This window comes from Collinsella sp. LCP19S3_H3 (assembly GCF_052119145.1).
In the GTDB taxonomy this organism is placed as follows: domain Bacteria; phylum Actinomycetota; class Coriobacteriia; order Coriobacteriales; family Coriobacteriaceae; genus Collinsella.
Genome location: NZ_JBQKFW010000019.1, coordinates 1 through 25,495 on the forward strand (window position 1 = coordinate 1; position 25,495 = coordinate 25,495).

At 57.5% G+C, this 25,495-nt stretch carries 21 protein-coding genes and 1 pseudogene; 7 read left to right on the forward strand and 15 right to left on the reverse strand.

Translation table 11 applies throughout. The features are described 5' to 3' along the window. Positions 1-432: 432 nt before the first annotated feature. The 11 genes from ACTQZF_RS08610 to ACTQZF_RS08660 all read right to left on the reverse strand — a co-directional run bounded on the left by ACTQZF_RS08610 (position 433) and on the right by ACTQZF_RS08660 (position 11,715). A complete protein-coding gene (locus ACTQZF_RS08610; protein WP_441555054.1) occupies positions 433-1,065 on the reverse strand; it encodes a helix-turn-helix transcriptional regulator in 633 nt (210 codons plus the stop codon). 31 nt (positions 1,066-1,096) lie between these two features. Beyond that, positions 1,097-1,780, reverse strand: a complete 684-nt coding sequence (locus tag ACTQZF_RS08615; RefSeq protein ID WP_441555055.1) for a DUF3990 domain-containing protein — start codon at positions 1,778-1,780, stop codon at positions 1,097-1,099. A gap of 101 nt (positions 1,781-1,881) precedes the next feature. Next, positions 1,882-2,472, reverse strand: a complete 591-nt coding sequence (gene yihA, locus ACTQZF_RS08620) for a ribosome biogenesis GTP-binding protein YihA/YsxC (RefSeq protein ID WP_055252447.1) — start codon at positions 2,470-2,472, stop codon at positions 1,882-1,884. 42 nt (positions 2,473-2,514) lie between these two features. Continuing rightward, positions 2,515-3,252, reverse strand: a complete 738-nt coding sequence (gene mtnN / locus ACTQZF_RS08625; RefSeq protein WP_441555056.1) for a 5'-methylthioadenosine/S-adenosylhomocysteine nucleosidase — start codon at positions 3,250-3,252, stop codon at positions 2,515-2,517. A gap of 79 nt (positions 3,253-3,331) precedes the next feature. Beyond that, a complete protein-coding gene (locus ACTQZF_RS08630) occupies positions 3,332-4,450 on the reverse strand; it encodes a serine hydrolase (RefSeq protein ID WP_441555057.1) in 1,119 nt (372 codons plus the stop codon). 227 nt (positions 4,451-4,677) lie between these two features. After that, positions 4,678-5,496, reverse strand: a complete 819-nt coding sequence (pflA, locus tag ACTQZF_RS08635) for a pyruvate formate-lyase-activating protein (protein ID WP_441555058.1) — start codon at positions 5,494-5,496, stop codon at positions 4,678-4,680. A gap of 186 nt (positions 5,497-5,682) precedes the next feature. Then, positions 5,683-6,537 carry a DegV family protein gene (locus ACTQZF_RS08640; protein ID WP_154514928.1) on the reverse strand — a complete coding sequence of 285 codons (855 nt, stop codon included), beginning with the start codon at positions 6,535-6,537 and terminating at the stop codon, positions 5,683-5,685. Positions 6,538-6,976: 439 nt separating this feature from the next. Continuing rightward, the gene (gene grcA3, locus ACTQZF_RS08645) at positions 6,977-7,228 is read right to left on the reverse strand and encodes an autonomous glycyl radical cofactor GrcA3 (RefSeq protein ID WP_055252439.1); all 252 of its coding nucleotides are present in this window, start codon (positions 7,226-7,228) and stop codon (positions 6,977-6,979) included. 85 nt (positions 7,229-7,313) lie between these two features. Beyond that, a complete protein-coding gene (pflB, locus tag ACTQZF_RS08650; protein WP_441555059.1) occupies positions 7,314-9,365 on the reverse strand; it encodes a formate C-acetyltransferase in 2,052 nt (683 codons plus the stop codon). 469 nt (positions 9,366-9,834) lie between these two features. Further along, complete coding sequence (locus ACTQZF_RS08655; RefSeq protein ID WP_441555060.1) at positions 9,835-10,857, reverse strand: 2-keto-3-deoxygluconate permease; 1,023 nt, start codon at positions 10,855-10,857, stop codon at positions 9,835-9,837. A gap of 108 nt (positions 10,858-10,965) precedes the next feature. Beyond that, complete coding sequence (locus tag ACTQZF_RS08660) at positions 10,966-11,715, reverse strand: SDR family NAD(P)-dependent oxidoreductase (protein ID WP_427728112.1); 750 nt, start codon at positions 11,713-11,715, stop codon at positions 10,966-10,968. Between the two features lie 288 nt (positions 11,716-12,003). Here ACTQZF_RS08660 and ACTQZF_RS08665 point away from each other — a divergent pair, with 288 nt between their 5' ends. The 4 genes from ACTQZF_RS08665 to ACTQZF_RS08680 all read left to right on the forward strand — a co-directional run bounded on the left by ACTQZF_RS08665 (position 12,004) and on the right by ACTQZF_RS08680 (position 18,009). Beyond that, entirely contained in the window at positions 12,004-12,453 is a 450-nt protein-coding gene (locus ACTQZF_RS08665) for a MarR family winged helix-turn-helix transcriptional regulator (protein ID WP_154514934.1), read from the forward strand. Then, on the forward strand, positions 12,450-14,816 hold the full coding sequence (locus ACTQZF_RS08670; RefSeq protein WP_441555061.1) for an ABC transporter ATP-binding protein: 2,367 nt from the start codon (positions 12,450-12,452) through the stop codon (positions 14,814-14,816). Before ACTQZF_RS08665 ends, ACTQZF_RS08670 begins: the two co-directional genes overlap by 4 nt. Further along, entirely contained in the window at positions 14,816-16,672 is a 1,857-nt protein-coding gene (locus tag ACTQZF_RS08675) for an ABC transporter ATP-binding protein (protein WP_441555062.1), read from the forward strand. The genes ACTQZF_RS08670 and ACTQZF_RS08675 overlap by 1 nt, the downstream gene beginning before the upstream one ends. Before the next feature lie 305 nt (positions 16,673-16,977). After that, a complete protein-coding gene (locus ACTQZF_RS08680; protein WP_427795519.1) occupies positions 16,978-18,009 on the forward strand; it encodes a 3-deoxy-7-phosphoheptulonate synthase in 1,032 nt (343 codons plus the stop codon). A 381-nt stretch (positions 18,010-18,390) separates the two neighbouring features. Here the strand turns inward: ACTQZF_RS08680 and ACTQZF_RS08685 are convergent, their stop codons facing one another. Together ACTQZF_RS08685 and ACTQZF_RS08690 are read right to left on the reverse strand one after the other, a co-directional pair. Next, positions 18,391-20,193 carry an amidohydrolase gene (locus ACTQZF_RS08685; RefSeq protein WP_427795518.1) on the reverse strand — a complete coding sequence of 601 codons (1,803 nt, stop codon included), beginning with the start codon at positions 20,191-20,193 and terminating at the stop codon, positions 18,391-18,393. 138 nt (positions 20,194-20,331) lie between these two features. Continuing rightward, positions 20,332-21,294 carry a LuxR C-terminal-related transcriptional regulator gene (locus tag ACTQZF_RS08690; RefSeq protein WP_441555063.1) on the reverse strand — a complete coding sequence of 321 codons (963 nt, stop codon included), beginning with the start codon at positions 21,292-21,294 and terminating at the stop codon, positions 20,332-20,334. A gap of 469 nt (positions 21,295-21,763) precedes the next feature. Here ACTQZF_RS08690 and ACTQZF_RS08695 point away from each other — a divergent pair, with 469 nt between their 5' ends. After that, entirely contained in the window at positions 21,764-22,414 is a 651-nt protein-coding gene (locus ACTQZF_RS08695; RefSeq protein ID WP_441555064.1) for a GNAT family N-acetyltransferase, read from the forward strand. Between the two features lie 122 nt (positions 22,415-22,536). Here ACTQZF_RS08695 and aguA read toward each other — a convergent pair whose 3' ends face one another. After that, positions 22,537-23,658, reverse strand: coding sequence for an agmatine deiminase (aguA, locus tag ACTQZF_RS08700; RefSeq protein ID WP_441555065.1), 1,122 nt, complete (start codon positions 23,656-23,658; stop codon positions 22,537-22,539). A 178-nt stretch (positions 23,659-23,836) separates the two neighbouring features. Here aguA and ACTQZF_RS08705 point away from each other — a divergent pair, with 178 nt between their 5' ends. Together ACTQZF_RS08705 and ACTQZF_RS08710 are read left to right on the forward strand one after the other, a co-directional pair. After that, complete coding sequence (locus ACTQZF_RS08705) at positions 23,837-24,640, forward strand: helix-turn-helix domain-containing protein (protein ID WP_441555066.1); 804 nt, start codon at positions 23,837-23,839, stop codon at positions 24,638-24,640. Positions 24,641-25,016: 376 nt separating this feature from the next. Next, positions 25,017-25,208: a hypothetical protein gene (locus ACTQZF_RS08710; RefSeq protein WP_427794893.1), complete on the forward strand. Its 192-nt coding sequence runs from the start codon at positions 25,017-25,019 to the stop codon at positions 25,206-25,208. 35 nt (positions 25,209-25,243) lie between these two features. Here the strand turns inward: ACTQZF_RS08710 and ACTQZF_RS08715 are convergent. Then, positions 25,244-25,495 (reverse strand): annotated as a pseudogene (locus ACTQZF_RS08715) (hypothetical protein); the annotation flags it as partial.

Consider the following 25,495-nt stretch of genomic DNA (forward strand, 5'->3'; position numbering starts at 1 on the left):
CAGCTCCGAAGGTCCGCAAAATTAAATCACGCTACGCGATTATCCTGTCGAGGTCGCGTTGGTGTCGGTGGGGGTACCCCTGAAAACGGCCGCGATCATTAATGGCCCCGTCGTGCGCTGCGCGCGACGGGGCAATTCGATCTGCGGATTGTTTTCAGGGGAAGCCCCAAGGAGACCTACGCGACCTCGACAGGATAATCGCATTCGCTGATTTAATATTGCGCTCCTTCGGAGCTGCGGATAAGCGGGCCTCGTGCTGCGGAATGTTTTTAAGGGGATGCCCCCGGGTGGCCCTATGGCAACGTGGCTAGCGATGTCTATAGGGACCCACGCTTTGAAGGGGCGCCGGGCTGAAATTATGGCCCTTTATTGATAGGGGCTCTTGCTAGGCTGGAGCACTTACCAGCAACAGGCTTCGACTATGTGCTTGGTTTACGCCGCACTGGGTTCCTTGTATTCGAAGACTGGTTCTAGGAGGTCTTCGATGTTGCAGTGGAGGACTTCTGCTATGGCTCTTACGCTTGTTACCGAAGCCTCATTGATGTTTCTCTGGCGCTGCTCGTACATTTGGATTGAGCGGAGTGACACACCCGATTCGTATGCTAGGTCTTGTTGGGTTTTCTTAAGCTTCTTTCTTGCTAACGCAAGTTTGGTTTGCCTGGACGCTTTTTTCGCCATATCGCAGACGAGGCGAGCCACTCGTTCCTCCGATGCTTCGTGCCAGGGGTAATACAGACTGCGCAGCACATCAAATGGAACGACATGCAGCAAATCTTCGAAAGACTCTCCTAGGCGCCACTGCAGGTATGCCAGCATCCAGCCCGCCCAATATTCCGGCGTCTTCTCAAATCGATAGGTGCAGTCCGGTATAGGCCTGTTTTGATAGCCCGACCTTTCAGCGATAAGCGCGAACAGCTCAACACCCGATTTTCCCGACACTACCCATGCGTTGCCGCGTTCAAACTCGCGAGCAACCCCGCTCAGGCAAAAGAGTTCAGCAACTTCAGATCCTTCTGCTCCATAGTCATTGACGGCATAGTCGAAGCAGTCGCCGAGGTTGTTCATTGCGTCCTCGAGGTAGTAGACGGGATATGTCCTACTCGGTCCACGATCTGTTAACTCTTGGATCATTTAAATCAACCCTCCCTGCCATTAAATCCCTAATGTCGATGCCTTCGGAATCGAACCCATTGACCGTATCCAAGTATTTGTGTCGAGCATTCTGCTCTCGCTCAAAACGCTTGGGATAAAACTCAGACCCCGAAGCCCGCTTCCAATCGCAGAATCTAATCATCGAAAATGCGCGCTCGCTCATAAGGGCATATTGGATACCCAAATCACCCAAGCACATGATACGTTGCAGCTGTCTGAGCGATATCATGCCGCTGACAAACTGTCTTGCAAACGAAAAATAGGAGTCGTCAGCACGATAGCCTCGAATAACGTCATAAGGAGATGTATCAATTAAGCAGTTATCAAGTAGATAGCGAAGCCCTTCACGCGCCAATGGCGTCGAAACATTGAACTCTCTGTTATTCGCCAGAATTGCAAGCCAATTGAGGATTGAAAACTCCCCAGACTCCAAATCCAAGACCGAAAGGCCATCTAAATCAAGCTCATATCGATTGGCAACGCCATCAGACTCGGTCCGGCATGCCCATTCCATCGCCATTTCCTCATGTGACGTGCAATAAAACCCGCGCCCATAGTCATTGAATTGTCTGCATTTATCCAACGACGGACGTTCGACAACAACCTCCGACCCGTGCCAAAGCTCCATATCGACCTCCGAACAAAAATATCACCCCAGTGATAGTGTACCAACAACTATCACTGGGGTGATATAGATGGATGAATACTATTGTCTGCCAAGAGCCCCTACTAGAGGCAGGCCTCGGCAATGCGGCGCTTGAGCTCGTCGATGCCGGTGCCGGTCTGGGAGCTTGTGATGATTACGTTTTCGGCCGGGACGTTGAGTTGCTTTTTGATGGCTGCCGCTTGGCGTGCCTGCTGGGTGCGGCTGAGTTTGTCGGCCTTGGTGAGGCAGACGATAAAGTTGAACTCGTTGCCCTGCAGGTAGTCGATCATGTCATGGTCGAGCTTGCTGGGGTCATGGCGAATGTCCACCAGCGACACAACCAGGTTAAAGCTGCGCTCGGAGTCGAAGAAGTCGCCGATGAGCTCGGCCCAGCGGTCGCGCTCGGCCTTGGAACGACGGGCGAAACCGTAGCCCGGCAGGTCCACAAAGTGCACGTCGTCGGCCTCGAAGAAATTGATATTGCTCGTCTTGCCCGGCGTGCTCGAAACCTTGACCAGGTTCTTGCGGCCAAAGAGCTTGTTCATGATGGACGACTTGCCCACATTGGAGCGGCCCACAAAGCTCACCTCGGGACAGGTGGACTCGGGGATCTGCGAAACCTTGCCGTAGCTGGCGACGAACTTGGCAAGCTGGTAGTTAATGGAATCGGCCATGGATACTCCTTGGTCGTAGGTTCTTACAATAGGGATGCACGATTACGCAGCGGCGATGCAGCGGACGATATCGAGTGTGATGCCGCTCGCGGTGCGGGCGTACTCGTCCAAATCGAACTCTCGCTCGCAAAACGCGTCATATGCCTCGTCACAATTATCGCTGATAGCACGCAGCACCAGACAATCGACACCGTTCTTGGCTGCAATATGGGCAATCGCAGCACCTTCCATCTCAACGCAATCGGCATGCGTCACGTCGATGGCGGCGGTGCGCATGGCGTCGCCCGTTACAAAGCGGTCACCTGTAGCGATAGTGCCAACCAGGAACTGTTTAGGGTCCTTCTCCGCAGTGGAATCGGAAGCGTCAGCATCGATAAACCCATGTTCGGCAAGCACGGTGGTGGCGATGTCAACCAGAGCCGGTGTCGAGGCAAACTCCTCAAGCTCCGGCGCCGACTCGGCGATGAGCGCCGTGTCGGTATCCAGATAGCGCAGGCACTTGCCAATAACCACGTCATTGATATGGAGTTTGGAGTTTAAGCCACCCGCAATGCCCGAAAACACAACGGCCTGCGGAGCATATTTGCTGATGAGATGCTGTGTTGCACCAGCGGCGTTTACGGTTCCCATGCCAGCGGTCGTGGCGACCACTGACAGACCGTTGAGCTCGCCGCTTACAACGCTCAAGCCTGCCTCTTGCGACACATGGGCGCCGTTCAGTTCTTCTTTAATCTGCGCAACCTCTTTTTCGAGTGCACCGATGATTGCGATGGTAGGCATACCATCCCCCAAACCTGTGAAAACTGTTTATCCACGGTATGGTACCAGCATTTTGACTCAACCGCGCAATACGAAGCCGTTAGGCCAGCGCAGCGCGGGTATCGTAGAGCGCCTTGGCGATGGCGGCCACGGCCTCACTCGAACGGTCACTCCACGGCATCGACGTCATGATGCTCATAATGTAGGTATCGCCATCGACATCGATGAGGCCAGCATCGCACGTCGCATTGCAACCTGCCTCGCTGATCCAACCGGCCTTGTTACGCACCATGGCATGGTCGTCCGCAATGCCGTCACGGATAAAGGACCGGGTCGTAGAGGCCAGAAGGCCCGACAGCCATTGCGACGTCTCGCTCTCGCGGCTCAAATACTCGCTCATCTCGCGCCACAACTTGGCCGAGGTGCGCGGGCAGTAGGTTGGGAAATCGCTCATTGGATCGAGCGCGACCTCGTCTTCGACGCCGAGTGCGGCAATCCAATCCTCGTAGCCATCTTGATCAAACGTTGCACGCAACGCGATAAACGAGTCGTTATCCGAGTTGACGACCGAGGTCTCGATCAGGTCGCGAACCGTCAGCCAGCCCATACTGTAGCCGCCATAGGTGCCCAGAGTATCATCGAGCGATACTTGCCCTGTCTCGACCAGTAACTCGCAGACGTAGAGTACATAGAGCGCCTTGTAGCTGCTCGCACCGTACACCTCGGCGTCCGCGTTATACGTCACGCCCTTGCCGCTCGACAGATCGTAAAACACCACACCCACGTCGCCCAATTCCTGGGCCTGATCAAGGGTATCTTGGAGCGCGGCGAGGCTCTCATCCTCAAGGACGGGGATCTGGTCATCAACCAGTGAGAAGGTCTGCACGGTATCGCCTGAGGGAATATCGTTAAAGTCCGCCTTCGAAAGCCTCGTCTTGAGGCTCGCTGTCGACAGGGTTTGACTTGCGGTGGCTTTAGATTTAGAGACCTTTTTGTTTTGCGTCTGTACCGTTGACGCATCTGAGTGTGCCATTCGCTCCGACGCGTAGGTTTTAGCGGTAATTCCGAGGATAATAACCGCCAACGTTAGCATCCCCATGGCGGCAATCTTCGTCACGCGGATGTGAGCGTCGGCAAGGCCACGCGAAGACGTGCCCTTCGTCTCATATCTGCTGCTATGCTGCGGCACATGCTCGTCCCGCGATGCGTTGTTTCGCACGTGGTCTCCTGATTGCTCCCGTTCATATACGAGCAGCATAATACCGAGCAGTCATTTCTTTCCAAAGATATTCAGAAGCGTTTAAGGTGTCTTTAAAGAAACCACAAGCGTATTTATCCAAATGGCACGATTCTGTTGCGCATCTCACCGCAACCCAGAGAGCAGTCTTTTTAGGACGGGGCTCTTTTAGCTACTTCTCCACCCTACCGGCCCCAAATGAGCTACCCCTAGCCGATGGCGTTTTTGAGTTCCGCGCGGCGCTTTTTCATGCCCGTCATGACGGCGTTGCGCAGCTCGGGGATGCGCGCGGCATCCATCTGTGGAACGCCCTCGAGCTTATAGGGAATCCCCAACTGTTCATACTTGACGACGCCCATCGTGTGATACGGCAGCATTTCCAGGCCCACCACGTTATGCCACGGGGCAATCAGACGACCGAGTGCCTCGCACTCCTCTGCCGTGTCGGTAATGCCCGGTACTACCACGTGACGGATAACGACCTTGATCCTGCGACGCGCCAGCTCATCGCCAAACGCCAGAATGCGCGCAGGATCGCAACCGGTCAGCTTTTTATGCTCGACGGAATCGGCGTGTTTAATGTCGAGCAGCACCATATCGGTCTCGTTGAGTACGGCATCGAACTTCTCGGGATGCGCGGGGTCGAACGCATAGCCGCAACTATCCAAGCAGGTATGTACGCGACCATCGGGGTTGTTGTGCATTGCGCGGAACAGGTCGGCCAAGAACTCAGGCTGCAGGAGCGGCTCGCCGCCGGATACCGTAATACCACCGCTGCGGTAAAACTCATGGTTGCTCTGGAACTCGTCTATCAGGTGCTCGACGGTCACCATGGTGCCGCCGTTAACCGACCAGGTATCGGGGTTGTGGCAATACGCACAGCGCATGGGGCAGCCCTGAACAAACACCACAAAGCGGATGCCAGGTCCATCGACCGTTCCCATCGTCTCGATCGAATGCACGCGGCCCAGGGCAAACGCGGAGTCCTCAGGACGAGCGTCCATACCCTCGAGCTTCATCTCAGCCATTCCCGCTACCTTGCCTCTCATTGGTTTTAGCTACATAAATGCCAGAGTCATTCTAGCCTATATGCTTGATGGCGAAACGGTTTAGCGGTCAATTGGATTGTCCTATTCGGCCCCATGCAAAAGCGGCGGGAAGGTTGTCGCAACCCGCCCGCCGCCGAGGCAATAGAAATCGATAGACGCCAGGCGTTACGCCTTGAGCGTGAGCACCGCGCCGAAGGCGGTCGGGCCGCAATGGCTCGAGATGACGCCGCCGACCTGAGTCCAGGTAACGTCCCTAAAGCCCAGGTCGTGCGCATAGACTTCCATGTCGTCGCGCAGCTCCTCGGAAAGGCCTACCGAATACGCCAGGCCAATGTGCGAGTAGTCAATTTCGCCCTTCGCAACCATGTGGTCAATAAAGGCGCGGGCGCACTTGAGCATAGAGCCGCGGAACTTCTTGGTCGCCACGAACTTGCCACCCGTTACCTCAATGCAGGGCTTAATCTTGAGCAGATGGGCGCCTAGGAACGCGACGTTGGACAAGCGACCGCCCGCCTTAAGGAAGGCAAGGTCGGTAGGAACAAAGCCCAGCAACACGCGGTCCATAACGGAGCTCGCGAAGGCGAAGATCTCGTCGACGGTGGCATCGGGATGAGCCTCGATGTATTTGGCGGTCTCGACGACAACAAGCGACTGGCCCACCGAGACAAAACGCGTGTCCATGGAGAACACGTAGTCGCGCCCCTCTGCCGCGATCTTCGAGGACTGATGCGAACAGGTCGTGGCCTCGGAATACGCAAGATGCAAAATGGTTGCGTCGGGCTGCTCGGCGTGAATGCGGTCGTACACGCGAGAGAAATCTGCCGGCGCGCAGCCGCTGGTCTTGGGCATCACGCCAAACTCGTTGCAGCGCGAATAGATCTCGAGCGGATCGATCGAGCCGTCCTCGACGGTCTCGTCACCAATCGTGACATGCATGGGCACACGCACGATGCCGTAGCGTTCGCAGAGCTCTGGCGTCACATCCGAACCAGATTCAACCACGATTACGTACTTGCCCATTCTTATCACGACCCATCTCGACGTTGACTTTTTAATATGTGACGCACGTCCGCCGTCCTGCTACAGAACGGCCTCCAAGCGCCAAAGAGACGCCGTCCCTTGCACACAACAAAGGACAGCGTCTCCCTGGAAAACTCCGTTCTTAACTGAGATTTTACACGGTTTATTACTAAGTGTTACTTACTCCGCAAACGGTAGCTATACGCGATAAACGGTAGCAAGTAAGTATCCAGAACGCTCAACCCATTAGGAGCGTTCCGCCTAAAGGGTGACTACAAAGGACCCCCGCCGGGGCTGTTTGGGCTACCTCCCAAAACATTCCGCAGGACGCAAGAAGCCCTCGCCGCACGAAGTGCGCAGCGAGGGCTTCTTGCATGTCCGAGGACGTTTTGGGAGGTAGCCCAAACAGCCCCGGCGATCCTGCGGGAGTTAAACCCCTTTAGAACTTGTTGTGGAAGGTACGCGAAATGACCTCGTCCTGCTGCTCCTTGGTGAGCGTGTGGAAGTTCACGGCATAGCCGGAAACGCGGATGGTCAGCTGCGGGTACTTCTCGGGGTGAGCCTGAGCGTCGAGCAGCGTCTCACGGTTGAAGACGTTGATGTTCAGGTGGTGGCCACCCTTCTCGGCGTAAGCGTCGAGCATGTGGACCAGGTTGTCGGCCTGAGTCTCGGAAACTTCAGAAACCTTCATAATGTGTCTCCTTCAATCGATAGGCGCCGGCCGAAACCGGCGCACTAATCAGTAATCGTTATTGTTAGTATAGCACTAACAATAGTTACTCGCCCAGCTGATCAAGGTCGATATCACCAAAGAACACTTGGTCCTCCTTGCCGAGCGCGCCCGGGATGATGGAGAAGGTGTTGGAGATGCCGTCCTGGGCATCGCGGAACGGGAGCTTGGAAACCGAAGACAGCGAAGCGATGGCGCCGTGGCTATCGCGCTTGTGCATGGGGTTAGCACCCGGGGCGAACGGCTGGCCAGCCTTGCGGCCATCGGGCGTGGAGCCGGTCTTCTTACCGTACACGACGTTGGAGGTAATGGTCAGAACCGAGGTCGTGGGCACGGAGTTGCGGTAGGTGTCGTTCATGCGGATGTACTCCATGAACTGGTGCACAACGTCGTGAGCGATCTGGTCGACGCGGTCGTCGTCGTTACCGTACTTGGGGAACTCGCCCTCGGTCTCGAAGTCGACGATGATGCCGTTCTCGTCACGGACGGGGTGGACCTTGGCGTACTTGATGGCGGACAGGGAGTCAGCCACGACGGAAAGGCCAGCGATGCCCGTAGCGAACCAGCGGTGCACGTGCTTGTCGTGCAGAGCCATCTGGATGCGCTCGTAACAATACTTGTCGTGCATGTAGTGAATGATGTTCAGCGAGTTGACGTACACGCCAGCGAGCCACTTCATCATGTCGTTGTACTTGGCCATAACGTCATCGTAATCGAGCGTGTCGCCCTCGACGGCGCGATACTTGGGGCCGACCTGCTTCTTGGAGACCTCGTCAACACCGCCGTTGAGTGCGTACAGCAGGCACTTGGCCAAGTTGGCACGAGCGCCGAAGAACTGCATCTCCTTGCCAATGCGCATGGAGGACACGCAGCAGGCGATGCCGTAGTCGTCGCCGTGGTAAACGCGCATGAGGTCGTCGTTCTCGTACTGGACCGAGGAGCTGGCGACAGAAGTCTTGGCGCAGAACTTCTTGAAGTTCTCGGGCAGACGGGTCGACCACAGAACGGTCATGTTGGGCTCGGGGCTGGTGCCCATGTTCTCGAGCGTGTGCAGGTAGCGGAAGCTCATCTTGGTAACGAGCGTACGGCCGTCAACACCCATGCCGCCGATGGACTCGGTGACCCACTGCGGATCGCCGGTAAACAGGGCCTGGTACTCGGGGGTACGGGCAAACTTGACCATGCGGAGCTTCATGATGAAGTGATCCACGAACTCCTGGATCTGCTCCTCGGTGAAGGTGCCGTTGGCAAGGTCGCGCTCAGCGTAGATGTCGATGAACGTAGAGGTACGGCCGATGGACATAGCGGCGCCGTTCTGCTCCTTGACGGCAGCGAGGTAGGCGAAGTACATCCACTGGATGGCCTCCTGCGTGTTGGTAGCAGGTTTGGAAATATCGAAACCATAGGTCTCGGCCATCATCTTGAGCTCGCCGAGGGCGCGGATCTGCTCCTGCAGCTCCTCGCGATCGCGGATGTTGTCGGCGGTCATGACCGTCGGGGTGGAAGCCTTCTGAGCCTCCTTGTCCTTGATCAGGTAGTCGACGCCGTACAGGGCGACACGACGGTAGTCACCGATGATGCGGCCGCGGCCATAGCCATCGGGCAGACCGGTGATGATGTGAGCCGAGCGGCAAGCACGCATCTCGGGGGTGTAGACATCGAAGACGCCGGCGTTGTGGGTCTTGCGCTCGAAGGTGTAGCGCTCGACAACGTTCTCGTCGACCTTGTAGCCGTGCTGGCTGGCAGCCTGGCAAGCGATGCGGATACCACCGTTGACGTGCAGAGCGCGCTTGAGCGGCTTGTCAGTCTGGAGGCCAACAATGGTCTCCTTCTCGCGGTGGGCGTTATCGATGTAGCCAGCGGGGTGGCTCACGATACCCGTGACAGTCTTGGTGTCCATATCGAGGACGCCGCCCTGCTCGCGCTCCTTGAGCAGCAGGTCGAGGACCTCGCCCCACAGCTCCTTGGTAAGCTCGGTCGGACCGGCGAGGAACGATTCGTCGCCCTCGTAGGGGGTGTAGTTCTTCTGGATGAAGTCTCGGACGTCAACCTCTCCCGTCCAGATGCCTTCCTTGAAGCCTTCCCATGCCTCCTGCATTGTGTAACCACGCTCCTAGTTACGTATAATGCGGCGCTCTCTCACACCGCTGCTTATTGAATTCTTGAATGTTCGGGTTGCATGACCGGCTTCATTCGCCTTCCATCGCGCGTTAGCACAGGGAAAAACGTTTGTCCACCTTGGAACTGCAACCCAAAACCCAAGATTTCACCCGTTTGAGAAGGATAACATAGCTACCCCCTTCATCAGGGCTGTTATATGTTTCTTTTTTTATACCATTAGGGCGTTTTTAACAAATCCGCAGGAAATGCGAGCGTGAACAACTACCGTTCACCGATTTGTTTGGTATTTTTCCTTGCCTTTGTACGACGTTCACTCTAGCTGTTATGCCAGCTTTAGCAGGGTAAAGTGTCCCAGAGACCCACAGAAACTGCAGGGCGGCCCCGAGATTTCCCCCGGAGCCGCCCTGTGGCGTGGCTAGTTATTTAGCTTTGATTGCCGCTTGGCATTAGGCGGCTGCGGTGACCTTGTCGACCGCGGCCTTTTTGCTGTCGCCGTGACCCTGGCCCTCAAAATGCTTGTAGCACCAGCTGGTGACCAGCGGGGTCAAAATGGCCGTCACGATGGCGCACGCTGCAACCTGCGCCGTAGCCGTCGCGAGCACGGCACCACCGTACATGGCCTCGTTGACGCTTGCCATGGCGGCAGGCGTGGCCACATTGGCTCCGGCGCAGCTCGAAATGGCCGCACCTGCGACACCCGTACCGCCCGTGAACTTATCGACCGCGATGACGGGAATTGCAAAGACCACCGAGCAGATCACGCCGAGCAGGATGCCGGGAAGACCGCCGTTGATGAGCTGGCCAAAGGTCATGGTCGAGCCCATGGCAAAGAAGACGAGCACGATGATGGCGGAAAGTGCCGGAGCCATCATCTTCTTAAAGCTCGGGAAGAGGTTACCCAGAACAATGCCGACGACGATCGGCAGGATGGCGCCCACGAGCGACCAGCCGATCGGAGCCTGGCCAGCAGCGCCGAGCACGATCATTGTGACCGGAGGGCCGACAACGAGTGTGGTGATGGCGACGGCGCCACGTTCGGCCTCGTTGCCCATGGTGCCCATCAGACCAGCGTACATAGCGTTGTTGGCGCCGGTGCAAGCCGCCAGCATCACCATGGCAGAGATGCCAAAAAGGTTGTCGTTGAATACATAAAGGATGAGCAGCGACACGGCAACGACCACGATCTGCTTGACAGCGATGATGACGGCGCCGCGTGCAGCGGCGGCAGGAGCACTTTTAAACGAAATCGTCGTACCGACGATGAGCAAAAAAGCGCCCACGAGCGGGCTTGCACCCTGCTGAGTCATGCCAAGCGTAAAGCTGCCGAGCGTTTTGAACAGGTCGGGGAATAGCGTGTTGAGCAAGCAGCCCAGCAAAAGCGGCACCAAAATATTGGCGCCCGGGATGGAGGACATCTTAAAGAACGGCTCCTTTGCAGCCGGCGCCTCCACCGCAGTCGATTCACTCATATATATCTCCTTTGGATGCATGCGAATCGTAGCCGCACGCGCCTATGTCAGAAAGAAGGCGACAACCCCGAGTCGCCAGGGTCGCCGCCAAACGATTACCGCGGGGTATTACCCGTCCAGGACGATGCCGCCGTCGCAGTCACCGATCTCGCCGTTCACGAAGCTGGCGAGGTCGGAAGCGAAGAACAGCACCATCTGCGCAGGCTCGCTGGCCTGGGCGGCGCGACCCAGAGGAATACCGTTGATGATGCGCTGAGAGTTCTCGTCAGAAAGGATCGACGTCATGTCGGTAAGCGTGAGCGACGGGCACACAGCGTTGCAGCGGATGCCGAACTTACCGCCCTCCTTGGCGACCGCCTTGGTAAGGCCGTTGACACCAGCCTTGGAGCTCGCGTAGGCCGCGGTGCCGAGCAGGCCGCCGCCGATCTTGCCAGCAACGGAGCTCACGTTGACGATAGTGCCGGCATGTGCCGCCTTAAAGTGCGGGTACACGGCATTCATCATGGTAAAGGTGCCGTTGAGGTTGATGTCGATGGTGCGACGCCACTCGGTGTCGTCGATCTCGTCAAACTTCTTGGTGCTGATGACACCGGCGCAGTTGATCAGGATGTTGGTTTGCGGCAGGTCCGTAAAAATCTGCTCGACGGTCTCGCGCGCCTTGGGCGCATCGGCGACATCGAGCTGATAGAACTTGTTGCCCTCGCCAAGCTCGGCCACAGCCGCCTCGCCCTTAGCAGCGTTCCTTGCGATGAGCGCGACGTGTCCGCCGCCCGCAACGATACCCTTGGCAATCTCGAGGCCAATGCCCTGAGTGCCACCGGTAACGATCGCGGTTTTACCCGTGAAGTCAAATGCCATGACTCCAACCCCCTTGATTCAGGTGTCTCCTTGCGGGAAGTTGGAGCATCGCACATGGCGATAAATGAGTCCCAGTCGTCATGGTGGTGACAACCCCTCGCCTAACCGCGGGCATGATAGTTCTTTGAAACGCTTCAGCAATTGAATTATTTTAAGTCTTTATGCGCTCTTTATATTGCCTAGTGGCCAAGTAGATTTTTGGGACATGTCCAGAAATCTACCGAATAGGATGGTTGAGCGGGGGTATTATTTTTCACCGGAAATAGTTTCTAGTGTTAGGGGTTTTCGGTGAAAGATACCGATTTCCGTGAACTTGGGCGTCAGCTCCTTACCGAGTTCGGCAGCATGCATCAGCGCATTTCGCGCTTTGCGGACAAAGCCCTCAGTGGCGAGATGGCCGTCATGCGCGCCCTCATGCTCGCTGGCGGTTCGCTCACGCCAAGCGAACTCGCCGATCGTGCCTGGGTCTCGAGCGCCCGCATCGCCAATATCCTGCGCGCTCTCGAAGCCAAAGGCTGGGTCGAGCGCGAGCACTCAAAGACCGACCGTCGTCGCGTACACGTCACGGTGACCGACAAGGGATTCCATGATCTCGAAATCAAGCATCGGGAATTCGAGGACCGCACCGCGGCCTTCCTCGAGCAGCTCGGCGAAACAGATACCCAAGAGATGGTGCGCCTTCTTAGGCGTGCCAACGAAATTATCGACCGCAATCAAGAAAGGAGAGATGCCGAGTGAGGATTCTCAAGCTCTTTAAAAAGCATGTCCTGGCACTGTTCGCAGCTATCGTACTTATCGTAATCAGCTGCAACGCCGATCTGGCGCTGCCTACGTATATGAGCGACATCGTCGACGTGGGCGTGCAGCAAGGCGGTATCGCCTCGCCCGTACCTGACACCATTCGCACCGAATCGCTCGACGACCTCGAACTCTTTATGAGCGATAAGGACGCCAAAGCTGTGGAGGCCGTGTTTAGCAAGGCGGATAATAACGGCATTCGAACGTACAAGGGCACCGAGGAGGAGCGCGCCGACGGCGGCAAGATTGCCGACATCGTGAGCCTGCCCGAGACCGTCGTCCTTTCGTTCAACCAGGGCATTGACGCCAACTCCATGGATGACATGATGGGTTCGTCCAGCGAGAATAACAACAACGCCGCCCAGGCCATGCCCACCCCCGAGCAGATGGCGGCAATGACGCCCGAGCAGCTCGCCGAGATGCAGCAGAAGGCCGCGGCGGCGCAGAACATGCAAAAGCAGATTGATACCGACGGCGGTAAGATCACCATGAAGAGCCTGCGCCTAGGCGTTGAAGGCGGCCTAATCGACCAGGGCAAGCTCGTCGAGGGCGCCAACGATATGGCGGACAAAATGGGCTCCATGTCGGGTTCCATCGTGACCCAACGCGCCGTGAGCTATGTACAAGACGAGTACAAGGCGCAGGGCATCGACCCCGCCGACGTGCAGAACGCCTATCTGGGCCGCATGGCAACCACGATGTTTGGTCTGTGCCTGATCTCGCTCATCGCCACCATCCTGACCGGCGCCGTGGCCTCGCGCACCGCCTGTTCCATCGCACGCGACCTGCGCCGCGAGACCTTCAACAAGGTTATGCACTTCTCGCCGGCCGAGGTGGGCAAGTTTAGCCAGGCCTCGCTCATCACCCGCTGCACCAACGACATTCAGCAGATTCAGATGGCCGCAACCCTGTTTATCCGCATGTGCCTGATGGCCCCCGTCATGGGCATCGTCGCCGTCATGCGCGTCCTGGCCAACCACACCGGCCTGGAGTGGACCATCGCCGTGGCCATCATCGCGGTCTCGGCCGTCGTCGGCGTGCTTATGGGCCTCACCATGCCCAAGTTCAAAAAGATGCAGAGCTTTGTGGACCGCGTGAACCTCACCGCCCGCGAGCTGCTCGACGGCCTTATGCCCATCCGCTCGTTCAACCGCGAGGAGCATGAGCTCGAGCGTTTTGACAAGGCTTCGCTCGACCTAATGACCACGCAGCTCTACACCAATCGCGCCATGAGCTTTATGATGCCGCTCATGATGCTCGTCATGAACTGCATCACCGTGCTTATCGTCTGGTTTGGCGCGCAGGGCGTGTCCGATGGCGTGATGCAGGTCGGCAACATGATGGCGTTTATCTCCTATACCATGCAGATCGTCATGGCGTTTATGATCCTCACCATGGTTTCGGTCATCCTGCCCCGCGCCGAGGTCGCAGCCGAGCGCGTGGAAGAGGTCATCACCTGCCCCACGAGCATCAACGACCCCGCCTCGCCCAAACTGCCCGCCGCCAGCGCACCGCGCGGTGAGCTCACCTTCCGCGACGTGAGCTTCCAGTATCCCGATGCCCGCGCCGACGTCATGAGCGGCGTGAACTTCACCACGCATGCCGGTCAGATGCTCGGCATCATTGGTTCCACGGGCTCGGGCAAGTCCACGCTCGTACAGCTGATTCCGCGCTTATACGACGTCACGGGCGGCAGCATTTCACTCGACGGCATCGACGTGCGCGATATGACCCTTTCCGAGCTTCGCCGCCGCATTGGTTACATCCCGCAGCAGGGACGTCTGTTCTCGGGCACCGTGGAGAGCAACCTTAAGTTTGCCGGCGACATGGTAAGCGACGAGAACATGCACGAGGCCGCGCGCATCGCCCAAGCCGAGGACTTTATCGCCGAGCGCGAGGGCGGCTACGACTCCCCCATCAGCCAGGGCGGCTCCAATGTCTCGGGCGGTCAGCGCCAGCGTCTGGCCATCGCCCGCGCGTTGGCAAAAAAGCCCGAGGTCCTGGTGTTCGATGACTCGTTTAGCGCCCTCGACTACAAGACCGACGCGCGCCTGCGCGAAGAGCTTGCCAAAAACGTTACCGACGCCGCGCTCGTTGTCGTAGCCCAGCGCATCGCGACCATCATGCACGCCGACCAGATCATCGTGCTCGACGACGGCCACGTGGTGGGCACTGGTACGCACGAGGAGCTGCTGCACAGCTGCCCGGCGTACCTGGAGATCGCACAGTCACAGCTTTCCGCCGAGGAGCTGGGGGTCTCTCAAGAAGAAATTGCAGCCGTTATGGAGGGAGGCGAGCACTAATGGCAGACGAGACCAAGACTCAGATTCCCAAGCCCACCCGCCAGCGCGGTCCCATGGGCCGCATGGGTGGCATAGGCCGCGGCGAAAGGGCCAAGGACTTTAAGGGCGCCATGCGGCAGTTGCTCGGCTATATCGGTCAACACAAGGTTGCCGTGCTTGCCGCCGTCGCCTTTGCCGTGTGCTCGGTCGTCTTTAACATTGTGGGACCCAAGGTGCTCGGCCAGGTTACGACCAAGCTGTTCGAAGGCCTAGTCGCCAAGGTCAACGGTACCGGCGATGTCGACTTTGCCTGGATCGCCAAGACGCTCGGCTTTTTGCTCTGCCTGTATCTGGCAAGCTCTGTTTGCAGCCTCATCCAGGGCTGGCTCATGACCGGCGTCACGCAAAAGATTTGCTACCGCATGCGCAAGGAAATCGCCGCCAAGATCGCTGTCGTGCCGATGAGCTACTTTAACGGACACAGCAAGGGCGATGTGCTCAGCCGCATCACCAACGACGTCGATACGCTGGGCCAGTCGCTCAACCAGAGCGTGACGCAGCTCATCACGTCGGTGACGCAGATTATCGGCGTGCTCGTCATGATGCTGTCGATCAGCCTGTCGCTTACCGGCGTCACCGTGCTCACACTGCCAGCCGCCGCGATTATCCTGACCGTGATGATTCATTTCTCGCAGCCGTACTTCCGCGAGCAGCAGCAGGTCCTGGGCACCGTCAACGGCATTATCGAGGAGGACTTTGCCGGCCAGAACGTCATTCAGGTGTTCGACCGCGCCGAGGCCTCAATCGAAGAGTTCGACCGTCAAAACGACCGCCTCTTTATTAGTGGCTGGCGCTCGCAGTTCCTGTCGGGCCTGATGATGCCGCTTATGAGCTTGGTGGGCAACATGGGCTACGTGGGCGTCATCGTGGTGGGCGCACAGTTCGCGCTGACCGGCAATGCCACGCCCGGCGACATCCAGAGCTTTATCCAGTACGTTCGCAACTTTACGCAACCCGTGCAGCAGCTGGGCAACGTGAGCAACACGATGCAGTCTATGGCCGCTGCCACCGAGCGCGTCTTTGAGTTCCTGGCCGCGCCCGAGGAGGAGCAGAAGGCCGACGCGCAGATTCCCGAAAAGCGACCTGGCCATGTGGAGTTTGACCACGTCAAGTTTGGCTACACGCCCGACAAGACCATCATCCACAACTTTAGCTGCGAGGCACAGCCCGGCCAGACCATCGCCATCGTCGGTCCCACCGGCGCCGGCAAGACCACGCTCATTAAGCTGCTACAGCGCTTCTACGACGTGGACGGCGGCTCGCTGCGCGTCGATGGCGTCGACGTACGCGATTGGGACCGCGCGGCACTGCGCGGCGAGTTTGCCATGGTGCTGCAGGATACGTGGCTGTTTAACGGCACCATCCGCGAGAACATCCGCTACGGACGCCCCGATGCAAGCGATGCCGAGGTTGAGGCCGCTGCACGCGCTGCACGCTGCGACCACTTTATCCATACGCTCGCCGGCGGTTACAACTTTATGATCAACGAAGAAGGCACCAACCTTTCGCAGGGCCAACGCCAGCTCGTGACCATTGCCCGCGCCATTTTGGCCGACCGCCCGGCGCTGATTTTGGACGAGGCGACATCCAACGTCGATACCCGCACCGAGGAGCTTATTCAGCGCGCCACGGATGCGCTGATGCAGGGCCGCACCAGCTTTGTTATCGCACACCGCCTGTCCACGATCCGCAACGCCGACGTGATCTTGGTAATTCGCGACGGCGACATCGTCGAGAAGGGCACGCACGACGAGCTGCTCGCCCAAGGCGGCTTCTACGCCGACCTGTACAACTCGCAGTTCGACGAAGCGGCGTAAATTCTGCCGCAGGGAACGAATAACACCCGAGAACGGGGGCGCAGGACAACCTGTGCCCCCGTTTTTTGTTCTGCGACCCTCAAACCGCCTCCCCTGGGACCAAATCGACGGCCTCTTCCAAGCCGCGTGGTATCATTCCATTCCAGGGCCAGCCAACGTTTGCCCAGATAAAACCTGCCAAAATAAACCTGTCCCTTTTTGGCAGGTTTTGGGGTGACGAAGGCTTGCACTTTAGCGTGCGACAGCGGATAATGCCGAGCATTCGACAATGCACACTTTGTCTTATTTGATTGAGGAGGCCCCGTATGGCCATGGAATTCAAGCGCAGGTTGCCGATCCCCATGGAAATCCGCGAGGAAATGCCGCTTTCCGCCGATCTTACCGCCAAAAAACAGGCATTCGACGCCGAGGTCGCCAAGGTCTTTACCGGCGAGGACGCGCGCAAGGTGCTCATTATCGGCCCGTGCTCTGCCGACCGCGAGGACTCGGTGCTTGAGTACATGAACCGACTGGCCAAGGTCGCCGAAGAGGTCAAGGACAAGCTCATCATCATTCCGCGCGTCTATACCAACAAGCCGCGCACCAAGGGCACCGGCTACAAGGGCCTGCTGCACAACCCCGACCCCGAGGCTCCCGACGACCTGCTCGAGGGCGTCAAGGCCATCCGCCATATGCACCTGCGAGTCATCGAGGAGACCGGATTCTTTACCGCCGATGAGATGCTCTACCCGTCCAACTACCAGTACCTCGTCGACCTGCTGAGCTATGTCGCCGTGGGCGCGCGCTCGGTCGAGAACCAGGAGCATCGTCTGGTGTCGAGCGGCATTTCGGTGCCTGTGGGCATGAAGAACCCCACCGCCGGTTCCACCACCGTTATGCTCAACTCCATCTACGCCGCCCAGGCACATCAAAGCTTCATCTTCCGCAACTGGGAGGTCGAGTGCGACGGCAATCCGCTCGCGCACGCCGTCATGCGTGGCTACATTGGTCTCGACGGTCGTACCTACCCCAATTACCACTACGAGCATCTGGAGCGTCTGGCTGAGCGCTATACCGAGCATGCCGGCTACGCCAACCCGGCGGCGATCATCGACTGCAACCACGACAACTCGGGCAAGCGCCCGCTGGAGCAGCACCGCATCTGCAAGGAGGTGCTCGACAGCTGCCGCCGCAACGAGTCCATCTCCAAGCTGGTCAAAGGCTTTATGATCGAATCCTACCTGGAGGACGGCAACCAGTCTGTCGACGGCGGCGTCTTTGGCAAGTCCATCACCGACCCGTGCCTGGGCTGGGAAAAGACCGACTACCTCATCCACGAGATCGCAGAGCGGGTGTAGGTTACGGCGTTTTACCAAACGCCGTAACCGGCCGACGCTGCAAACCCGCCAGAGCGGCAATCTGCCTTTCAGCTTCGACGGCATGACCAAAAGGTCAATGCCGCCTCGCTTCAAGGCACCTTGCTCGCGTGTACGGGTTTTCGCTGACGTTTTTCTACCAGCGTCGTTGCCAAAGCTAGCACTTGGGGACGCTCCTTTTGGGGTAGTCGTTGGGGACGTTCTTGTTTGACTAGTCGTTTAAGAACGTCCCCCATGACCACCGCAAAAAAGCGCCGCCGCGGACGCTCACGCATCCGCGGCGGCCTGCACTAAATCGCGACGACGGCTGGCACCCTAGCGTTCTACCGAGCAGATCGTCCGCTCTTTACCTCGATCGACCGATTATCCCTCGTATACGATACGGCCATCAGAGACAGTGAACAGAATCTTGGTATCGGAGATCTTCTTGGGATCGCAATGAAGAATGTCTTGATCGAGCACCGTGATGTCGGCGAGCTTGCCCACCTCGAGCGTACCGATTTTATCCTCCATGTAGTTCTCGAAGGCAACGTTTTTGGTGTATGCCTCGAGCGCCTGATATGCCGTGATGGCCTGCTCGGGCCAACGGTACATATCGGTGTCCTCCTCCTCGGGATACGGGCTGTTGCGCGTAACGGCCACCTCAATCTCCTCGAGCGGCGCATAGCCGGTGACCGGGCCATCGCTCGCACCGGAGATAAAGCAGCCGGCCTCGAGCATATTCTTGACGGGGTAGAACTTCATGGCGCGATCCTCGCCCACAAAGGCGATCTCGAGGTCGCACAAAGGATCGTGATACATCCACAGGAACTGCAACGCGCACACAATGTCGAGATCGACGACGCGCTGAATGTCCTCGTCGGTGATTGCACACACATGCGTCATGGTGTTGCGGCGATCATCGCGCTCGCCGTTCTCCTTGACGCAGCGCTCGTAGGCATCGAGTGTATTGTGGACGGCGCCATCTCCGATCGCGTGAACATGAATCTGAACACCCTCTTTGTCGAGAGCGGCCACCATGTCGCTGAACTCCTGCTGATCCCAGACGGACTCGCCGTGCCAGTTATCGCCCTTACCGGCGGCGGAGGTATATGGCTCGAGCATCACGGCGCTGCCGCCCTCGGTAACGCCATCGGAGTAGATCTTAACCGTACCGGTAGAGATCATGTTGCTATCGAACTTCTTGAGGTCCTTCACGGTTTTAATGGCCTCTTCAGCCGTAATGCCGGGCCTAATGGTAGGAAGTACTCGCATGCGCAGGTTAAGCTTGCCATCTTTCTCAAGGTCAGTATAGAACTGGCAATCCTGTGCCGTAGAATCTCCCACGACGCTTATGTTGGTAATGCCGGTGATGCCGTATTTCGTAGCCACCTGCTGGTACTTGTCGATAGCGTTCTCAAGCTCCTTGTCCGTATGCTCGACGGAGACAACCTCCCTCACCATAGCTGCAGCAGAATCGATCAAGTAGCCAGTCGCCTCGCCGTTTGCATCGCGGGTGATGATGCCGCCCGTGGGGTTGGGGGTATCGTTATCGATGCCCGCAAGCTCGAGTGCACGGCTGTTGACCCACACCGAATGATAGGAAACATCGGTCAGCATGATGGGCTTATCGGAGCAGATCTCATCGAGGATGGACTTGTTGGGACCGGGATTGGTGCCATCCTCTTGCTCGAAGGCGTTGATCATGAACGAGCCGCCAACGTAAGCCTCATCATCGGGATGCTTGGTTACAAAATCACTGACCGCCTTCTTATACTCATCGATCGTGGTAGCCTTGGTAAGATCGATTTCGTACAGCGCGGTCACCCAGTTGCCCGGAGCGTGGATATGCCCGTCCATAAAGCCGGGGATCACCATACCGCCATCAAGATCGATGACGCGCGTGTTGTCATCGATGTACTCGTCAACACCGGAGTCTTCGCCTACATATACGATCTTGTTGCCCGAGACAGCCAGGGCGGCCGCGGTGTCGCCCTCTTTGACCATCGTCTGAATCGTGCCGTTACGAAAGACGATGGATGCCTTATCGGAACTCGCGCTACCGGTGCTTCCGGCATTTGAAGAATTGTTGGCGCAACCGGCGGCACCCACCGCAACAGCCGCGGCGCCCAACGTGCTCAGGCCGAGAAAGCTTCTACGGGAAACGGGGGGGATAGAGGTCTTCATATAACCCACCTTTCAGTTGACATCGCCGCGCTTTTGCGACGCTTGCTATCACCTGAATAGCACCCCCGGGTATAAACTTGTCAGCACAAACGGGGTTATTGCCGTAAGCGGAGGCTTATATCCCCTATAACCCTGCCTTTAACCTGCCCAAAAGCTCTGAAGAAGCTCGGACCGCGATGAGACACCGCATTTACGGAATATCGTGTGAACATGCGATTTGACCGTGCCGACAGAGATAAACAATTCATTCGCTATGGCGCGGTTATCCTGACCATCGAGCAGAAGGTCGAGCACTTCGCGTTCACGCGCGGAGATATCGTACTGGTCGCAGAATGCCGAGAAGCGGACCTCCGCAATCTGCTTGGCAGAGGTGCCAGACGTTGTGGGCGGAGCAGAAAAGCGCAACGACAAGATCCGCGACGCCGCACGAACGGTATATATCGCGGCCACCACGCTCATGATGTTCTCTGGGATGTTTCTGCCGTAGGCAAAATACAGGTAATCGGTGACTTCGATCCGCCCAATATTCAGCCCGAGAACGCGTACATCCTCTATCAGAACAAACGCCGTCAACACAGCCATCACAATAAGAAACCTGCCGTAGCGTGCATAGAAGCTCTTTCGCGCCAACGGCTTGCTTTTGCGGTAGCAGACGAAAATCATGCCAAACGCCACGAACATGAACAGGGAGCGCAACGCATAAAAGGCGAGTTGTTTGATTGAATCGGGCTGCAACACAAGCGACATGGCCTCGAAAGCAGAAAAGGCGATGCAGGGCACGAGCATGTGAAGCCGGCTCGTCTTGTTTACGATCGCCAATGCAAATGCCCACATGCTCGCCATGATTCCAATCGATAGGACGAGTTTCGCTATGGGGTGAGTCATGGGAAATTGTCTGCTGAGGATATCTGCCATCATCTTACGGCCCTGATACTCATCGAGGAATACGATGGCGCTTTCGAGCATGTCGAAGAAAAAGAAGGCCGAGACCGTCAAGTAGCTTGTTCGATGTGAGACGAGGTACGTGCATACCGATACGCACACCGCCACCATGCAAACCAAGACGAATGTGATTCCGTAGAAGAAGCAGAACGTACTCACTACCGGGCCTTTCGCTTATTGATATGTGCTAAGGATAAACTTTACGCCAAAGACATGCAGATCGCTGTCTTCAGCGCAAAATCCAGCCAAAGAAAGGAAGGGTGAAAGACGCATATCCCCCACCCCAGCGCATGGGCGAAACTAGCCAGTGATGCGGGTGCCGGAGAGGCCGGCCATGGTCTCGGCGATGGTAGTCGTTGGGGACGTTCTTGTTTGACTAGTCGTTTAAGAACGTCCCCAACGACTACCCAGAATGAGAGTGGATAATCTCCCGTTTTTGGCCTATATCAGCGCTAAAAGTGGGAGATTATCCACTCTCGTCGAGCGGGCGTCCGATAATCCACTCTCATTCTCTCTTGGAACCCTCCGTCCCCGAGGAATCGAGGCTCGTCTGCCGAATGGTCGATGCGGCCGCCCTGCGTCCATGTCACACTCATAGATGGCCTGACCCAACTTGGAAGGAGCCTCCATGAGCCTTGAGAACGTAGCCCTGCGCGCCGCCACGCTTGATGACCTGACCGGCATCGCCGCCATCTACAACCAGCTGTGGTGCAACACGCTGCGCAACCGCGGCGACGTCGAAGCCGCCGATTTCTGCGCACGCTTTAACATCGCCATGCAGCTGCAGCGTTCCCCCATCGCACTCGTCGCCGAGGCCGAGGGCCGCATTATCGCCGCCTGCTGCATCGGCATCTTCGAGGACGGCAAGCCGCGTACCAATCCCACCTGGGAGCCCTGTTACGACGAGCTGTTTATCCAGGCAACCGAGATGGCAAAGACCGCCGATGCCAAGCTCGAGGGCTCGCTCTTTGGCGACAGTCGTGAAAAGGCCACGGCCGACCGCTTTGCCGCCACGGGCAACGAGTATGCCCAGGGCCAGCTCAACCTGATCATCATTGCGCCCGAGTGGCAGGGCAAGGGACTCGGCCGCGAGCTCATCGACCTTGCGCGCGCCGAGCTCGCCAAGGCAGGCTGCACCAAGTTCTTCCTGATGAGCGACTGCAACTCCGACTGGCAGTTCTACGAGCACCTCAACATGAAGCGCATCCTAGAAGATCACAGCCAGGACACCGGCGACGGCTTTATCGTCTACATGTACGGAGGCGACACGCAGGATTAGCCCGCACATCCAAGCCGCACGGCCCGCCGTTCAGCTGAAACCACCACACAAAAAGTCCGCCGACCATTGAAGTCGGCGGACTTTCGCGTGCGGTCAATCAAGCGCTGTTCACCATGGAACTGCTATTTACAGCGCGCCTTAGGCTGCTGCTGGGTGATGCAGTGGATGTTGCCGCCGCCGTAGATAACTTCACGGGTCATGATACCGATGACTTCGCGGTCCGGATAAGCAGCTTGGATATCCTTGAGCGCCTGGGCGTCATTGGGATCGCCGAACTGCGGTACAAGCACCGCACCGTTGATGGGCAGGAAATTGAGATAGCTCGGTTCGAAAGCGTCCTCGGGAGTACGCGGCAGCACGCCTTCGACGGGATCGATCGTGCTGGCCTCTTCTTCGGTCATATATACCGATGTCGCAGGCATGATCACCTTGTGGATCTTGAGCTTGCGACCCCTGGCATCCGTGGCCTCGGAGAGCGTCTTGTACGCCTCCTGGCACTCCTTGTAGAACTTGTGGTTGGGATCGTCGGTCCACATGCAGCAAACTTCGCCGGGCGCACTAAAGCATGCGACGTCGTCCACATGGCCGTTCGTTTCGTACGGATCGATTCCGTCCTTGATCCAGATAACCTTCTCGATACCGAGATACTCAGAGAGTTTCTCCTCAATCTGCTCCTTGGTGTACTGCGGGTTGCGGTCCTCGTTGAGCAGACACATCTCGGTGGTCACGACGGTGCCTTGACCATCACAGTTGAACGAGCCGCCCTCGAGGATGTAGTCCTCGGGACGATAACGGTTAACCTGCTCAAGCTGTGCCACCTGCAGGCCAATGGAAGCGTCCTTGTCCCACGGGAAATACAGGCCGTCAATGAAGCCGCCGTAAGCATTAAAGTGGAAGTGCGAAAGGGCCACCTCACCATTGTCATTAACGAGGAATGCCGGGCCGGGGTCGCGAATCCAGCTGTCGTTGTACTCCATGTGGATAACGCGCACGTTCTCAACGCCGTCGAAGATCTCACACACCGCGGGGAAGTCTTCGGTGTTGACGCCCACAGTGATGGGCTGAAAGCGTGCAACGGTCTTAATGATCTCGGTGAAGACCTTCTGCGCCGGCTTGGCACCGCAGCGCCACACGTCGGAGCGGTGCGGCCATAGAATCCAGGTGCGCTCCTGCTCCTCATACTCACCGGGCATATAGAACCCGTCCTTCTTAGGCGTGGATTCACTCTCGTAGATTGTCTTCATTTCAAGCTCCTAAATCTCGGTGCTTTTGCTTGACGAGACCATGATGCGGCCGCACCGAGATGTTCTCAATGGTCCCTCGAGCCCCTTTCAACGACCGACGGTATACCATTCGCTGACCTAAAGTTCTATTCAGGCCGAGAACATGACATACTGGGTTCCACAATGGAAAGGACGCCCTATGCCCCCATGCAATAAACAGCAGACTATTGAGTTGGACAGTACGACCTGGACTGCTCTCAACGAGCTCGCGCTTGCAATCCACGCATCACACGGTATTGATAAGCTGCAAAAGGAGACCCTCGAGGGAACGACAGGGCTCGTGCCCCATCGGATCGCCATGTTCGACCTGATCGAGGCGGCGGACAGTGATGCCCCACGCTACGTCCATCCTGCAAGCAGCGGAATGGACGACCGCGCACTGAGCGACTACTACAACCGCTACGCCGCGATGGACTATACAACATGGAGCTTTGACCTACATAAGGTCGGCGTCTACCGCGACCTCGACCTGGTCGACGTCGAGCGACGCGATGCCACGCCCATCTATCGCAAATGGATGGAACCGCAGGGCGTCTACTTTGGCTGTACGGCCACGCTCGCGCACAACGACAGCCCGCTAGGAAGCATCGCCCTGTTTCGCGAACGCACGGCCGGAGACTTTACCGATACCGAGCTCGCAATCCTCCTCGAAATCGCTCGGCACGCGAGCCTCGCGCTCGCCAACCTCTATCCTCGGGGCATTAAACTCACCCAGACCGAAGACACAAACCAGCTGAATGCTTTCATTGCAGAACATAATATCCAACCGCGCGAAGCCGAAGTCATGCGGCTCATGCTCGACGGCAAAACGAACAAACAAATGGCAAACGAGCTATTCATAAGCGAGTCGACCGTAAAGAAGCACGTCAACGCCATCTATCGCAAGCTCGGCGTCAGCAACCGACTGGGCCTTATGACTGCCGCGCAAAACATCCTGCGATAAAAAAGGCGCCCTCCATACGGAGAACGCCCTTTGATTTCGCCATTTGAATTAGTGTCGGCTCTGGCTCAAAGAGTAGACGGGGTCATTTTGGTAGGTTTTATCTGGGTAAACGCCAATACGACACCCAAACCTCTACAGAAGGAACAGGCACTTATGTGGTGGTTCAGAAAGGAAACGGCCCGCTCCGGCGGTTTATCTCAATCTGTAACAAGTAGAGGCGATTTATTAAGCTAGACGTTACAGATTGAGACGTTGAAGATAGCGCAGAAATAGCCGTCGCATTTGTGTTGGTTTTGAACTCTCCGCGACGGGATGCTAGACTGGCAACGTATACATTCGCGCCAGAACACGGGTCGCATGAAGAAAAGGAGATGCCATGGCGCCTATCGCACCGCTCAAGATGCTCGTCGCTCCTGCCGCCAAGGCCATCGCCCGCCTGAGCGACTCACTCACCTACGACGATGTCCCCTGTCTTGTCGACGAACGTACGGACAGCTGCCCTTACCTGGGACACGTCCCCTACTTTGCGCCTAAACTCGCTTCTGACCCCGAGCACCGCGAGCGGTAATCCAAGATGCAGCAAGCGCCGCGCAGCTCGCGGCGCTACTGTTTTGGTGCAAAGAAACCTGTCCCCCTTGCACCAACGCCGGGATTATCGACGCTGCGGCCGCGGCGCGATATGAGGCGCGAGACCTCGCCCAACAGCACACCGATTACCACGCCCACGAGAATCGGCAACTTTGTCATCTCGGCGGGTGAGCTGTTGAGCGGCACAATCGTGGCGACAATCGAAAGCACAAGCTCCACCACGGGAATCGCAAGTGCCACCGCGAGCACCTTGCCCTCGAAGGGCGC